Genomic DNA, 15,690 nt, shown 5'->3' with positions numbered 1-15,690 from the left:
ATGAGCAAAAATCGTGATTAAATTAGAAAGTATAAGAATAAATGATAAATTATAGATCTACAACGTGATCAGATAGGTATTCAGCTACACCTTCAGGAGATGCTTTCATACCTTCATCACCTTTGTTCCAACCAGCAGGACAAACTTCACCATGTTCTTCATGGAACTGTAACGCTTCTACCATTCTAGTTATTTCATCCATATTTCTACCAAGAGGAAGATCATTAACAACCTGATGACGAACGATACCTGATTTGTCGATCAAGAAAGTACCTCTAAATGCCATACCACCTTCAGACTGAACATCATAAGCTTTAACAATTTCTTGATTAATATCTGCAACCATAGTGTACTGAACTGGTCCAATACCTCCGTCATTAATTGGAGTATTTCTCCATGCATTATGTGTAAAATGAGAATCTATTGATACACTTACAACCTCAACACCTAGCTCTTTTAGCTTAGCTGTTCTTTTGTCTAAAGCAATTAATTCAGATGGGCAAACAAATGTAAAATCTAGTGGATAGAATACCACAACAGCATATTTACCTTGGATAGCTTTAGCAAAGTCATAGCTATCAACAATTTCACCAGTTCCTAAAACAGCTGGTGTATTAAATACAGGTGCTTTTTTACCTACTAATACCATAATTCATTCCTCCATTTATACAAAGTTTTATGGTCAATATTAAAATTTAACGCTCTTAATTTTGCTTTCTAATTATACTTATGTCAACTCTATTTATCGTATATAATATTGATAACAATACTTATTAACAAAATTTAATATGCTTTTACCTGTTCACAAAAACACTAAACTTCTAATTTTTGACTGTGATGGCACAATCGCAAACAATATGAAAATACACGTTAATGCTTGGCTTAGTGTATTGAAAAATACCAAGCCAGAGGTCGAATCTATCGACTTTGATAAATATAACGGACTACCTAGTGAGTATATACTCAAAGAAGTATTCAAATTTGATGAAAGTGAAACACCCATAATCGCTGAAAAAATTAAAGAAGCTTCTTATGAACTATTAAGCCAAACTAGACCTATCCAACCTATAGTTGACTTAGTTATACACTATCATAATAAGATACCCATGATAGTAATATCTGGTGGCAAACAAGCCAATGTAATTAAGTCTTTAGATGTTCTGGGACTTACTGATTATTTTGACAGCATAATTACAGCAGATGACTCACACCCAAATAAAAGCTCACCTGATGCATTTACATTATTAGCGAATAAATACAATGTTAAACCTCGTGACTGTCATGTGTTTGAAGATGGTGTACCAGGTCTTATTAGTGCTCTAAAGGCTGGGATGACAGTAACTGATGTTAGAAATATTAACTTAGATATATAATTAATTAGAGTAAAATCACATGATAAAAAAAAGCTCACTATTAGGACTACTACTGTTATCTTCTTTGGGGTACACAGAAGTAGTAAATACGGCAACATGGACAACTAAAGATATCGAAAACGATTTCAAAACAAAATATTTCTGTAATAAGAATCTATCAAAAGAGGATTGTGATAAAAATTTTAAGAACATAAAAGATTATGGCATAGATGTCGGCTCTCTTGGTAATAAAAATATAAAATACATCCAACTTGATAAAATATCATATACTACAACCAATTCTTTCCCAGCTACAGGAAAAATAACATCTCATGTATCTGGACTTGTAATGCTTCCTAACACCAATCATCCAAAGGGAGTAGTCTTATACTATCACCCTACTGTATTTGATAATGCTGGAGTTCCTTCTAATCTAGATAAAAAAAATAAGACTAGCTTGTATCTAAATACTGTTTACGCTGGAGTATATGCCGCTAATGGATATATCGTTGTTGCTCCTGACTATATTGGTCAAGGAGATGACTATAAAAACTATCACCCCTATGTTTTATATCCGAAACAAACCATAAATACAGCTGTTGATTTATTGAATAATGCTAGTAGTGATATCCGCAAAAAATATGATCTGAAAGATAACTCAACACTAAATCTATTTTCAGTTGGTTATTCTGAAGGTGGAGCATATTCTATATGGACAGCCAAATGTTTAGGATGGCATGGTGACTGTGAAGGGGTAGATAAGTTAGATACACTATATAGATATAGAGCTGCTGCTGGATTAAGTGGAGCTTATGATGTAAGTAATACCACTCTAGACTTTATGACTGATAACAATGACTCTAGTAAGTATTTTTTACACAGTAAACTTATCACATCGATGCTAAAACCTGGTTTAATGGCAAACACTTTTATGAGTTATCTAAATTATAGCAATGTATCTAAAACTATAAGCACAAATGACATTGATAAAGGTTTCTTTGAAATGAAGTGTTCAACATTCTCACAAGAAAAGTGTAATCTTGAAAACAAACACTATAACTTCGATTCTTTATTTTTGCAGCAGCATTTACCGAATACACAATTTGCTGGAGCAATATTTAATAGTGCATTATACAAGAAGTTTCCTAATCAAGAATCTGCTTCTCATTACGCTATACCTACTGGTAACAACTCAATGTATGACTTATTTAATGAAAAAATATTTACCAATAAAGAACTTATTGAGACAATGAAAGCTGCAGATATTGTTAATTTTGGTAAAAAAACCAGAACTCCTTTGTATCTATTTGCACTCAAAGAGGACTCTGTAGTAACTCGACTTAATTATGATAAATTTATGCAAAATGCCAATGCTATAGTTGATGGTTTTATTTTGGATAATAACAAAATTGTTACAAGCACTACTGATTGGTTACCGGTACAGCTTGATATTAATGAAATTGACCATGTAACTGGTGAAACCTATGCTAATCTATTTGCATATAAATACATTGATGATATAAATAAGGTATACATATAAAACTATGATTGATGCTATTACACAGAGGACCGGTATTTTAGTCGATGAAACTGGTATTAATAAACTTGAGAATACTAACATCTTTGTAGCTGGATGTGGCGGAGTAGGCTCTTATGTGATAGAGGCTCTTGCCAGAGCAGGTATTGGCAAGCTTACTATAGTTGATATGGACGTAGTAGATCCATCAAATATTAACCGACAGCTAATCGCTCTTCATAGTACTATTGGAAAATCAAAAGTTGATATTATGAAAGAGCGCATCGCAGATATAAACCCAGAATGTAAGGTTAATGCTTTAAAGACTTTTATAAACCCAGAAAATACTCTTGAGCTACTTAGCAATGAAAAATATGACTATGTAATTGATGCTATTGATACACTTAATGCTAAAGTAAACCTCATTAAGGTAGCTCATCAAGACTTAGGTATAAAAACAATATCAAGTATGGGTGCCGGTGGAAAAACAGACCCAACGCAGATAAAAGTAGCAGATATATACAAAACTGATGTATGTGCTCTAGCAAGGGCGATGAGAACAAGATTAAAAAAATTACATGTTGCAAAGGGAGTCAAAGCTATCTTTTCAACACAAAAAGGTATAGACCCTCTCCCACCTAATGCTCCTGAGCCAAATCAAGATGGCAGATCTAGAGCTACAAATGGAACTCTTAGCTATATGCCTTCGCTATTTGGTCTTACGATAGCAGGTATTGTTATCAAAGAAATTGTTGGAAATCATTTTAATCAATAAAATATTTTAAACCCTAGAAATATACTCTCATATCATTTACCCTTAATGATTAATATAACTAAAAAGTCATTTAGAAAATGCCAAAAAAGTTTAGACTTAGATATGTATTACTTGTTGTAATTATTGTAGCAGCTGCCGTTTTTTTCTCGAGTAACTCCTCAGATGTACAAGTTGATGCAAATATGGGAGCTTGTGAAATATTAGATCAAAACCCTAACTGGAAATTATCACTAAAAAAAGCTCAAGATAAATATAATCTATCCCCAGCTTTTGCAATGGGTCTGATATACCAAGAATCTCGTTTCGATGCCGAAGCTAAAAGCAGTTACTCAACTGCTTATGGATATGCTCAAGCTATAAACAGTACATGGAAACACTTCCAAGAAGAAGTTAAGCAAAATGCTAAAAGAAATAATTTTGATGATAGTGTACAGTTTATAGGCTGGTATATGGCACAACTTTCAAAATCTCTAAAACTTAAAATGAGTGATAGCGAAAATCTATATATGGCATATATGCTTGGAGCAACTGGATATAAGCGCTACAAAGCTGGCACATTCAAAAATAAGGCTAAAATCGAAGAAGATAAAAATATAGCAAATAAAGTTAAAGCTTATACTAATTTATATAAGTCACAGTTGAAAGACTGTAAAATTTAGAATCTATACGCCAGTGTAGTCATTACTTTTGACTGAAGCTTCATTATAGCTTTTACAGGTTTAGGTAACTTTTTGCCTCCAGCTTTCTCTGCTTCAATTGCATGCTCAGATTCATCAAGGTACATTTGTTTAAGTATCTCACGTGAGCGATTATCATTAACTGGTAAGTTTTTTAAATGTGAATCCAGGTGTTTCATAACTTGTTTTTCTGTCTCCACAACAAAACCATAACTTAGACTATCACTAATAGAGCCAGCGGTAGCTCCTATACTAAAAGATGCCCAGTACCAAAATGGATTTAGTAAACTAGGCTTTGCCTCTAACTCATCTAGTCGCTCCGCACACCAAGCTAAATGGTCATACTCTTCGTCAGCTGCGTGATATAAGTGCTCTTTTGTTTCAACTGATTTTGCTACAGATGCTTGCCCTCTATAAAGTCCTTGAGCACAAATTTCTCCAGTATAATCAACTCGCATCAGTCCAGCTGCGTGTTTTTTATCCTCGTCAGATAACTTACCATCTCTTATATCACCAGCTGGAGACTTTCTATTGGGATTAAGAGGATGCTTTGTAAATCTTGCATAACTATCAATTTCTTCAACAATTCGATCTAAAAAAGATAATTTTCTCATAACTGAAGTCCTTTCTTAAATAAAACCAAATATCGCATTAGCTGCGACAATCGCAAACAACAGATTGAGTATCAAGAACACCCAACCCACCGTATAACCTTCTCTAATTGAAAATACAGCATAAATAGCCAGAACTATACCACATACAATCATAGGTTCATTTCTACTCAATAGTATACCAAAACATAACGCTACAAGCCCTATAAAAGCACAAACTCTAGCTATATTTATTTTATACTTACTAAAATAAGTAATTGAGAATATAATTGCCAATACTATGAATACTAGTAAATTATATATCTGAGAAAAACTAAAAAAAACCATAGTGGCACTAACAAATGCAATACCTTGCAAACCACTAAAAAACGGCTCTTTTTGGATCACAGCTGATAAGAATAAGAAAAAAGTTGCAAAAAAAACTATAAGATTTTTCTGAGCAACATCTGTTTCAACTAAACCAAACATAAATATTATTAGACCTACAATTCCCACTAGTAAGCCTACATTACTCATAATTTTTTTTAACATATAAAAAGACAAATCAGTTTAATTGAAAACTATTATAATTATAAACTATAATCGTTACAAAAGTTTTCATTGAATAACAGCTAAACTATTAGTTATAATTATGAAATATCTATTTTGATTCATTTTTTAGCATAATTAAGGAGATTTTAATGGCTAGAAAGAAAATAGCGCTTATTGGTGCTGGTAATATTGGTGGAACACTTGCTCATTTATCACTAATCAAGCAGCTAGGTGATGTGGTTCTTTTTGATATAGCTCCAGGCATGCCTCAGGGTAAAGCTCTAGACTTATTACAAACTTGCCCTATTGAAGGAGTTGATTTCAAAGTTAGAGGTACAAATGATTATAAAGATCTAGAACACTCTGATGTGGTAATAGTCACAGCTGGTGTACCAAGAAAGCCTGGTATGTCTCGTGATGATTTACTTGGCATCAACATTAAAGTAATGCAAGCTGTAGGCGAAGGTATCAAGCACAACTGCCCAGATGCATTTGTTATATGTATCACGAATCCTCTTGATATCATGGTAAATATGCTACAAAAGTTCTCTGGTGTACCTGATAATAAGATTGTTGGTATGGCTGGTGTACTTGATTCTGCAAGATTTAGAACTTTCTTAGCAGATGAGCTTAATGTCTCTGTACAGCAAGTTCAGGCTTATGTAATGGGGGGACATGGTGATACTATGGTACCTCTTACAAAAATGTCTAATGTTGCGGGCGTATCTCTAGAGCAACTAGTCAAAGAAGGCAAAATTAGCCAAGAAAGATTAGATTCTATAGTAGCTAGAACTAGAAGTGGTGGTGGTGAGATTGTAGCTTTACTTAAAACAGGTTCTGCTTACTATGCTCCAGCTGCTGCAGGTATACAAATGGCAGAAAGCTATCTAAGAGATAAGAAGATGGTACTCCCATGTGCTGCAAAAGTAAAAGCTGGTATGTATGGTGTTGACGAAGATCTATTCGTAGGTGTTCCAACAGAAATCTCTGCTAATGGCGTAAGGCCTATTGAAGTTGAAATTTCTGATAAAGAAAGAGAGCAACTTCAAGTATCAATTAATGCAGTTAAAGAGCTTAATATTGCCGCTGCTGAAATTTTATCAAAATAATTTTCTAGCATGTCTAGACAGTAACCATTGTACTGTCTACATCTCAAAAGTGATTCATCAAAGTCAAGTGTAATATTTGACTTTTTGGTATTCTAAAATCAAAAAAAATTGATAAAATTTCTTTAGTTAAAAAATCAATTATACTAAATTAGTATAGATTTGTTACTAATATAATATTTTTGAAATTACTTTAAATTTAAATAGGGTTTTTGTTTATTATGTCTAATGAAAAATACCTTGGCATCCATATAGATATATCTAAGGATCATGAGCTATCAGAACAAGCACAACAATTGCTTACTAATTACTATTGTCTAGAGAATGAACCCTCTCCACAATATGCTTTTGCAAGAGCTTCTGTTGCATACTCTTTTGGCGATATGAACCTTGCGCAACGCATATATGATGCTGCATCTAAAGGTTGGTTTATGTTTGCATCTCCGGTGCTTTCAAATGCCCCTCTTCCAGGTGCAAAAGTTAAATCATTGCCAATAAGTTGCTTTTTATCTTATGTTCCAGATTCATTAGAAGGCCTTATAGAACACTCATCTGAGCTTAGATGGCTGTCAGTAAAAGGTGGTGGTGTCGGTGGACACTGGTCAAATGTAAGAGCTGTTTCAAATAAAGCTCCGGGACCGATACCGTTTATGCACACAGTTGATGCAGATATGGTTGCTTATAGACAAGGTAAAACTCGCAAAGGCTCTTATGCTGCTTATATGGATGTTTCTCATCCAGATATAGTTGAATTCTTGGGTATACGTGTACCAACAGGTGATGTGAACAGAAAGTGCTTAAATCTACACCATGCAGTTAATTTAACTGATGACTTTATGCAAGCAGTTGCTGACGATGCAGATTGGAAACTTGTAGACCCTGATGACAAAACTGTTAGAGATATAGTCAAAGCTCGTAAAATATGGGAAACAATTCTAGAGACTCGCTATCGTACTGGTGAACCTTATTTAAACTTTATCGATACTGCGAATAGAGCGTTACCAAAATCACAAAAAGAGCTTGGTTTAACAATTAAAGGCTCTAACCTATGTAATGAGATTCATTTAGTAACTGATGAAAAGCGTACAGCAGTTTGTTGTCTTTCTTCAGTAAATTTAGAAAAGTATGATGAATGGAAAGATACATCTCTAATTAAAGATTTAATTAGATTTTTAGACAATGTTTTACAGTTTTTCATAGATCATGCTGGAGATGAAATTTCTAAAGCTAGATATAGTGCTTCTCGTGAAAGAAGTCTTGGCTTGGGTGCTATGGGCTTTCACTCATATTTACAGAAGCATAATGTTCCATTTGAATCTCAAAAAGCCAAAGAAATTAATGAAGAGATATTTAAGCGTATAAAAGAGCAAGCTGTAGAAGAGACTCTAATATTAGGATCTGAAAAAGGTGAAGCTCCTGATATGGCTGGTACTGGTCGTAGAAATGCTCACTTATTAGCAATAGCACCTAATGCCAATAGTTCTCTTATATTAAACACTTCGCCAAGTATCGAGCCTTGGAAAGCAAATGCTTTTACCTCAAGAACTAGGGTTGGTTCACATTTAACTAAGAATAAATACTTAGAAAGAGAGTTAGAAAAGGTTGGTAAAAATACTGAGGAAGTTTGGTCAGATATTATTACTAATGGAGGCTCTGTTCAACAGCTAGAATTCTTGAGTGATGATATTAAAGCTGTATTTAAAACAGCAATAGAAATGGATCAAGATTGGGTTGTATATTTAGGTGGACAACGTCAAAACCATCTATGCCAAGGTCAATCTCTTAATATATTTTTTCCAGCTGGAGCTTCTCGTGGTTATCTCCATAAAGTTCACTTCAATGCTTGGAAATATGGTTGTAAAGGATTATATTACTTAAGAACAGAGACTTCTAATAGAGCCGAAAATATTTCTAAGAAGGTTGAAAAAAATAGGCTTGTAGAATTCTCAGAGTTAAAACAATCTGAGAATGAATGTATCGCTTGTGAGGGCTAAAATATGAAAGTAAAAATATATACTAGAAATGGCTGTCCATTTTGCGTATGGGCGAAACAATGGTTTGATGAGAATGAAATATTCTTTGAAGAAACCATAATGGATGATCACTCTCAACGTCTTAGATTTTACGAAGAAATGAATCAAAGTGGTAAAGTTGCTTTCCCGATTTCAACTGTACCACAAATATTCATTGATGATGAGCATGTTGGTGGCTTTACAGATCTTAAAGCCAATGAGAAAGAAATCTTAGCTAAGAAATAGGTAATAATAGTGGAAGTAAAAATATATACAAAAACGAACTGTCCTTTTTGTGACCTCGCTAAAAGCTGGTTTGGTGCAAATGATATTCCTTTTACACAAATTACTCTTGACGATGATGAAAAAAGACTAAATTTCTATGCAGAAGTAAATAAGAATATCCTACTCGTTGAGGAACATGTTAAATCAGTACCACAAATATTCGTCAACGATGTACATATTGGTGGCTACGACAATTTAATGGCTAGAGCTGGTGAAGTTATTGCTCGTGTCAAAGGTTCTTCTCTAACAACTTTTTCTAAGACATACAAGCCATTTAGCTATCCTTGGGCTGTTGACCTAACTGTCAAACATGAAAAAGCTCACTGGATAGAAGACGAAATAGATTTATCAGAAGATGTAACTGACTGGAAAAATGGTAAAATTACTAAAGTTGAAAAAGAATATATTACTAATATTCTAAGGTTATTTACTCAATCGGATGTAGCTGTTGGTCAAAACTATTATGATCAATTTATTCCGGCTTTTAAGAATAATGAGGTCAGAAATATGCTTGGCTCATTTGCTGCACGTGAAGGTATTCATCAAAGAGCATACGCCCTTTTGAATGACACTCTTGGCCTTCCAGATTCTGAGTATCATGCTTTCTTAGAATATAAAGCAATGACCGATAAAATCGATTTTATGATGGATGCGGATCCTAGTACTCGTCGTGGTTTAGGACTTTGTCTTGCTAAGACAGTATTTAATGAAGGTGTAGCCTTATTTGCATCATTTGCAATGTTACTTAACTTCCAACGCTTCGGTAAAATGAAAGGTATGGGTAAAGTTGTTGAGTGGTCAATCCGTGACGAATCAATGCACGTCGAAGGTAACGCCGCATTATTTAGAATGTACTGCCAAGAAAATCCTTATATAGTTGATAATCAATTCAAAAAAGAAATATATCTAATGGCTAGCAAAGCTGTTGAACTTGAAGATAAATTTATTGATTTAGCTTATGAGATTGGTACTATCGAAGGTCTAAAAGCTGATGAAGTAAAAGAGTATATTCGTCACATTACAGATAGACGTTTAAATCAACTTGGTTTAAATGAAATATATAGTATTGATAAAAATCCTCTTACTTGGTTAGAGTGGATCTTAAATGGTGCTGATCATACCAACTTCTTTGAGAACCGAGTAACAGAATATGAGGTTGCAGGTCTAACAGGTAACTGGGATGAAGCTTATCAGCACTAATTCTACTTTTTATTAATTTTTCTTATAATTAGTTTCTTTTATATCCCTTACAAAAATTTTAAATATCTATTTCGTATAAAGCTATGTTTTAATATTCATAGGTAGTATAGATAAATATTAAAAATGGATTTTCAAAATTTAGAAAATATTATTAACCATGATATTTCACATGGCTTCTCAGGAGTAGCTGTGAATGTGGTTTTTCATAACAAACCTATTTATAAAAATAATTTTGGTTACGCATATAGATATAATCAAGAAGGAAATCTTGTCAGCAACCCACAATCTTTAAGAGATAATATGCTTTTTGATATAGCTTCTCTGACAAAAATTTTTGCAACCACTTATGCAGTCATGTACTTATATGAGCGAAAAAAAATCAAACTAGATGATAAGATAACAAAATACATTCCAGAATTTAAATTTGAGAATACCTCTTATATCCCAACTATTCGAGATTTATTAAATCATGCTACTGGTGTAGCTCCATTTTTTGATTTTTATAATAATCATATTGCAGACTCTCTATATAGCCAAGACAGAGAAACTACTATCAGATTCTTAAAAACAAAGATGTCTGTCATTGAACCAGCACAAAAGTATTGCATCTACTCAGATATAGGTATGAAAATATTAGGATGTTTAATTGAGACTATAACTAATCAAAGAATGGATGATTTCCTAGAAAAAAATATCTATTCGAAAGCTGGTGCTCAAAATACCTGTTTTAATCCTTTGGAAAAAGGCTATTTACCAAATCAAATAGTAGCAACTCAAATTGACGGCCATGCTAATTGTGGTACAACTAATTTTAATAATATAAAAACTGATACTCTTCGAGGCTTAGTTCACGATGAAAAAGCACTCTACTCAATGAGCGGTATTGCTGGTCATGCAGGATTATTTTCTACTATTGACGACATTACCAAACTAGCAGGCTTGTTATATCAAGAAAATACATTTTTTACTCAAGGCACCATAAAAGAATTTAGTCAACCATCTAACATTAACCCTTCTTTTGGATTAGGGTTTTGGACAGCAAATGGACGCAAGAACAGACCTTTTTTTGGTAAAAAATGTAGTGATCAAACTATAGGACATACTGGATTTACAGGTCAATGCTTTATTTCTGATTCTCAAAATAAGATTACCATTATAATTATGTCGAACAGTGTGCATAGTCCTATTATCTATCCTAGAATTTTTGAAGGCAAAACTTATAGAACAGGCATGTATGGACAATTAATAGACTCGATATATACGGAGTTAGGTTTATGAATTTAAATTTTAGATACAGTTTTAAGTTTATTCTTCCTGTATATATCATCTCAGCTATCATTGGTGGCTATGCCTTAGCAATTGTTGGAGGCATTGGTAAAGATATTCAATATAACTTCGACCTGGATAATCACCAGTTATCTATTTTATTAGGCTTAGTATTCCTAGGTGGTATTTTAGCAAAAGTTGTTTGGCTAGCTACAGATCGAATTGGTCGAAGAGCAATGATAATTTCTTTTGCAATAATGTATATTATAGGAACTTATCTTTTTGTAATATCTAATAGCTATAATACTCTAATAGTAGCCAGATTTATTCAAGGAGCTGCTATTTTACTTTGTACTTATGCATTTCCTATATATATTACAGAAATATCTCCAGCTAATAGAAGAGGTATGTATGTAACTTTATTTCAACTATTCTGGACAGCTGGAATGTGTTTATCAGGAGTTATAATATTTTTCTTTTATAATACTCTTAGCTGGTATCAATATTTATACATTACAATATTTCTTGTAATAGCTTTGCTCGGCTTGATTTGCATATTACCCCCGAGCCCTACTTGGCTTGTACTAAGAAAGAGGTATGATGATGCATATATAGTCATAAGTAAAACTCAACCCACTTTGACAAAGCAGGAAATACAAAAGCATATCGAAGAAGTTAGAGTTAGCCTCAGAGAACACAAGCCTAAGACTTTTTTACAAAAAATTTTAATTGGAAAAGATATTCGGCCTGTTTTATTAGTAACAACAATCTTAATATTAAATCAATTGACTGGTATTAATTTTATTATTTTTTCTTCAGAGCTAATTCTTTCACCATTAACAAATAACATTTATATAACTCATATAGCAAACTCTCTAATTTTAGTTGTTAACTTTGGAGTCACCATATTAACCATCTTTTATATAGATAAGTGGGGAAGAAAAAAAGTTATCTTTACAGGACTAACAATTGCATTAATAAGCATGATACTGCTAGTAGTATTATATAGCCTACCTACTTTTGACTATAATTACATACTAGTAATTTTGTTCTTAATAACATGTATTGCCGGATTAGCATTTGGTCCTTCTGGAGTCATCGTAACCCTTATAAATGAACTATTACCGAATAGAGTAAGAATTATTGGTATCTTCATAGCGGATGTAGTTTCAATGTTATTTGCATTCTTCTTTATTGGATATTTTTTACAAATAGGCGAGAGATACGGCTTTAATATTATGTTTGGAATTATTTTTATAAGTTCATTTGTATATTTATTGATTGTTAAAAAACTTATTCCAGAAACTGCTGGCAAAACATTAGAAGAAATAGAAAATGATTTTCAATAAATCCTAAGCTAATTATTAATTTTACATTTACATTTGATTATTTTTTGATAATATAATATAAATTTTAATTTATGAAATAATTATACAATGCCAAAAAGAAAAGTTATAAGTTTTTTTACTTTATTTATTTTTTGTTTATCTTATATATATGCTAACGTTGATCAATATCAGCAAAAAATGGTATATTTCGGCTATGGATCTCTGATTAAAAACTCTGATGGACTACATATAGGACCTTGGCAGGCTAATGGTCCTGATATGGCCGTAGATTTTTTGAGAGTTAGTGGATTATATTTTGCTCCTCCTACATCTAGTTCTGCATGTATTAAGCAAGAAGATGGGACTTGTAAAAAAATGACTGTTCCTCTTCCGGCTGCAATGTGCTTAAGTGTGAATGATAAGGATGGTAAAAGTACAGGCTATCTTTTAGCAAATCAAGTTAGACTAGCGGTTACATTTATCCCACAAGGTTTAATAACTCTCGATGCAAAAAGGACTGCTATGCATTATGCAGTTGTTGACAACGATATTAACTTCGACCAAGCAAGAGAAGAATTAGCAAAGAGAGAAGGGACTTCAACAATTGAAAATATAGCTTACATAAAGAGAGAAAATCAAGACTATAATAAATTTGAACTCTCGACAAAAGCAAAATCCTTGAATGAACAAGATATTAACGAAATAAAAAATTGGATGGATAATCAAGGAGTAGATGTTGTATTCTTTGCCTATTTTGATGCAAACTTCACAGAGCAGATGCAAGCATTATCAAATGCTTTAATTGATAAAATAGATGTATCTGAATGGAACTCAGAAAATGTTCATGGGTTTTATGACATGCTTAGATACTACAACTGGGGAGCTTTAGGAACTGCAAATAACTATATTGTTACTACTCCTGAAAATACCCAACACGCTAGTAAATTCTGGATTAACTCTCAGAATAACTTACTAACATATACAAAAGACTTGCTTAACAGTGGCATAAATCCCAAGGAATTTAGTCATTGGCATATCGACTGTAGTCAGTTTATCGCCAATGATCTTTAAAGTTCTTTGATCAATTAAATTCTAATGAATAAGTAGCTATTGTATTTAAAGCTTCATTATTAATTTTTCATTTCTTTTAAACTTTCTAACTCTTGTAAGGCTTCAAACCATTCTAATTCAGTTTGTTCTATTTTTTCTTTTAACTGAGAATGCTCAAGTAAAGTTTGCTGAAGTTTTTGCTTATCATCATATAAATCCTGATTTTGGAGAGCATCTTGCATTTGTTGATCTTGCTGTTGTAATTTTTCTAACGCCCTTTCAAGTTTTTTGACTTTATCCTGAAGTGGCTTAAGTTGCTTTCTTTTATCTGCAGATAATTTTCTATCTTGCTTTTTAGTATCATCACTAGATTCTGGTGACTTACTTGATATATTATTCTCAGTCTTTTTAACTTCAAGAATATACTTATAATAATCTTTCATATCCCCATCAAAAGGCTTAACCTGCCCTTCACCAACAAGCATATACTCATCAACTGTTGATTCTAATAAAAATCTATCATGCGAAACTAATATTATAGCTCCTTGGAAACTCTGTAATGCTACAGTTAAAGCCTCTCGAACGCCAATATCTAAGTGGTTTGTTGGTTCATCTAGTAATAAAAAGTTAGGCTCTTGATATACAATCATTGCTAGAGCTAATCTAGCCTTCTCACCACCAGAAAAGGTTCCTGCCTTTGCCAAAGCCTTATCGCCCACAAAGTTAAAACTACCTAAAAAAGTTCTAAGCTTTTCTTGAGTTGCTTGTGAGTCTAAGCGTTGCATATGTAATAATGGCGAGGCTTCAGAATCGAGCATATCTAATGAGTGTTGCGAGAAGTACCCTACTCTAAGATTTGGATGCTTTTCAATCTTACCTGATAAAATATCAATCTCACCAATTAGAGATTTAATCAAAGTTGACTTACCAGCTCCATTTAAACCCAATAGACCTATACGCATCTCATTATAGATATTTAGTTTTACATTATTTAAGATCTTCTTATCACCATAGCCAAGATCAGCATTTTGTAGACTAACTAAAGTTCCACCTAAATGCTCTTTAACTTGTTTAAATTCAAAGCCAAATTCAGAATCTGACTTAACAGCTTCTATTCGCTGTATTTTTTCTAACATTTTGACACGACTTTGTGCTTGTTTTGCTTTTGATGCTTTAGCTTTAAATCTATCAACAAAACTCTGTAAATGAGCTATATGCTTTTGTTGTTTCTCAAACTGCTTTTGTTGTAGTACTTTTTGCTCATAAGACTGCTTTTCATAAGATGAATAGTTACCAGCATAAGTATCTATATTCTTATTATCGATATGAAATATTTGCTTGACAACATTATCTAGAAAGATTCTATCATGTGAAATAAGTAGTAAAGAACCTTTATATTCCTGTAGATACTCTTCTAACCATAATACAGCATCTAAATCTAAATGGTTAGTTGGTTCATCGAGTAGTAAAATATCTGACTCTTGTAGCAGTGCTTGAGCAAGATTTAAACGTATCTGCCAACCACCTGAGAGCTCTTTTACCTTTTGTTGCAAATGACTAATACTAAAACCTAAACCTGAGAGCAATTTACCAGCTTGAGACTCTATTGCATAACCTCCTAAAGATTCATATTCTTCATGATATTTTGAGTAATCTACAAAGTTCTCAGACTCTAAAGATTTTTGCATTTGGATCTTCAATTGTTTTAAAGATTCTATACCATTGACTACATAATCTATCACTTTAGCTTCGAAATCATTAACCTCTTGCTTAACAGTAACTATACGGGTATTTTTAGCAATCTCAATATCGCCCTTATCTGGTGTTAAATTGCCTTGTACAAGGTTAAAAAGTGTCGTTTTACCTGTACCATTTTTGCCCACAAGGCCTATTTTTTGATTAGGAAAAATTGAAAAGTTAATACTATCAAAAAGTTCTTTTATCTCTACTTGATAAGATACATTTTTAAAGAAAATCATTT

The 15,690-nt window shown here is 32.8% G+C and carries 15 protein-coding genes; 11 read left to right on the top strand and 4 right to left on the bottom strand.

What is annotated here, in order from left to right; translation table 11 throughout:
• Positions 1-49 precede the first annotated feature (49 nt).
• The gene (locus tag FQ699_RS09415; protein WP_013923032.1) at positions 50-649 is read right to left on the bottom strand and encodes a peroxiredoxin; all 600 of its coding nucleotides are present in this window, start codon (positions 647-649) and stop codon (positions 50-52) included.
• 139 nt (positions 650-788) lie between these two features.
• Here FQ699_RS09415 and FQ699_RS09410 point away from each other — a divergent pair, with 139 nt between their 5' ends.
• From FQ699_RS09410 to FQ699_RS09395, 4 genes are all read left to right on the top strand, one after another.
• Positions 789-1,373, top strand: a complete 585-nt coding sequence (locus FQ699_RS09410; RefSeq protein ID WP_146422097.1) for an HAD family hydrolase — start codon at positions 789-791, stop codon at positions 1,371-1,373.
• Between the two features lie 22 nt (positions 1,374-1,395).
• Positions 1,396-2,892 carry an alpha/beta hydrolase family protein gene (locus FQ699_RS09405; protein WP_146422126.1) on the top strand — a complete coding sequence of 499 codons (1,497 nt, stop codon included), beginning with the start codon at positions 1,396-1,398 and terminating at the stop codon, positions 2,890-2,892.
• Positions 2,893-2,896: 4 nt separating this feature from the next.
• Complete coding sequence (locus tag FQ699_RS09400) at positions 2,897-3,643, top strand: tRNA threonylcarbamoyladenosine dehydratase (RefSeq protein WP_146422096.1); 747 nt, start codon at positions 2,897-2,899, stop codon at positions 3,641-3,643.
• A gap of 77 nt (positions 3,644-3,720) precedes the next feature.
• Positions 3,721-4,302 carry a transglycosylase SLT domain-containing protein gene (locus tag FQ699_RS09395; RefSeq protein ID WP_146422095.1) on the top strand — a complete coding sequence of 194 codons (582 nt, stop codon included), beginning with the start codon at positions 3,721-3,723 and terminating at the stop codon, positions 4,300-4,302.
• Here the strand turns inward: FQ699_RS09395 and coq7 are convergent.
• The gene (coq7, locus tag FQ699_RS09390; protein WP_146422094.1) at positions 4,299-4,934 is read right to left on the bottom strand and encodes a 2-polyprenyl-3-methyl-6-methoxy-1,4-benzoquinone monooxygenase; all 636 of its coding nucleotides are present in this window, start codon (positions 4,932-4,934) and stop codon (positions 4,299-4,301) included. The genes FQ699_RS09395 and coq7 overlap by 4 nt on opposite strands.
• A gap of 15 nt (positions 4,935-4,949) precedes the next feature.
• Entirely contained in the window at positions 4,950-5,462 is a 513-nt protein-coding gene (locus FQ699_RS09385) for an MFS transporter (protein WP_146422093.1), read from the bottom strand.
• Between the two features lie 149 nt (positions 5,463-5,611).
• Here FQ699_RS09385 and mdh point away from each other — a divergent pair, with 149 nt between their 5' ends.
• The 7 genes from mdh (at position 5,612) to FQ699_RS09350 (ending at position 13,730) form a co-directional block, all read left to right on the top strand.
• On the top strand, positions 5,612-6,571 hold the full coding sequence (gene mdh / locus FQ699_RS09380) for a malate dehydrogenase (RefSeq protein ID WP_146422092.1): 960 nt from the start codon (positions 5,612-5,614) through the stop codon (positions 6,569-6,571).
• A 218-nt stretch (positions 6,572-6,789) separates the two neighbouring features.
• Positions 6,790-8,562: a ribonucleoside-diphosphate reductase subunit alpha gene (locus tag FQ699_RS09375; protein ID WP_146422091.1), complete on the top strand. Its 1,773-nt coding sequence runs from the start codon at positions 6,790-6,792 to the stop codon at positions 8,560-8,562.
• Positions 8,563-8,565: 3 nt separating this feature from the next.
• The gene (locus tag FQ699_RS09370) at positions 8,566-8,826 is read left to right on the top strand and encodes a glutaredoxin (protein ID WP_041263737.1); all 261 of its coding nucleotides are present in this window, start codon (positions 8,566-8,568) and stop codon (positions 8,824-8,826) included.
• A 6-nt stretch (positions 8,827-8,832) separates the two neighbouring features.
• A complete protein-coding gene (locus tag FQ699_RS09365) occupies positions 8,833-10,065 on the top strand; it encodes a ribonucleotide-diphosphate reductase subunit beta (RefSeq protein ID WP_146422090.1) in 1,233 nt (410 codons plus the stop codon).
• A 123-nt stretch (positions 10,066-10,188) separates the two neighbouring features.
• Positions 10,189-11,343, top strand: a complete 1,155-nt coding sequence (locus FQ699_RS09360) for a serine hydrolase (RefSeq protein ID WP_146422089.1) — start codon at positions 10,189-10,191, stop codon at positions 11,341-11,343.
• Positions 11,340-12,680 carry an MFS transporter gene (locus tag FQ699_RS09355; protein WP_146422088.1) on the top strand — a complete coding sequence of 447 codons (1,341 nt, stop codon included), beginning with the start codon at positions 11,340-11,342 and terminating at the stop codon, positions 12,678-12,680. Before FQ699_RS09360 ends, FQ699_RS09355 begins: the two co-directional genes overlap by 4 nt.
• 87 nt (positions 12,681-12,767) lie before the next feature.
• Positions 12,768-13,730, top strand: coding sequence for a hypothetical protein (locus tag FQ699_RS09350; protein WP_146422087.1), 963 nt, complete (start codon positions 12,768-12,770; stop codon positions 13,728-13,730).
• Positions 13,731-13,789: 59 nt separating this feature from the next.
• Here the strand turns inward: FQ699_RS09350 and abc-f are convergent, their stop codons facing one another.
• On the bottom strand, positions 13,790-15,688 hold the full coding sequence (abc-f, locus tag FQ699_RS09345; RefSeq protein ID WP_146422086.1) for a ribosomal protection-like ABC-F family protein: 1,899 nt from the start codon (positions 15,686-15,688) through the stop codon (positions 13,790-13,792).
• Between the last annotated feature and the right edge of the window lie 2 nt (positions 15,689-15,690).

The sequence above is a fragment of the Francisella salimarina genome, from assembly GCF_007923265.1.
Lineage (GTDB): Bacteria > Pseudomonadota > Gammaproteobacteria > Francisellales > Francisellaceae > Francisella > Francisella salimarina.
The sequence above is the reverse complement of the archived record's forward strand: the minus strand, read 5'-3'. Positions and strand labels throughout refer to the sequence as shown.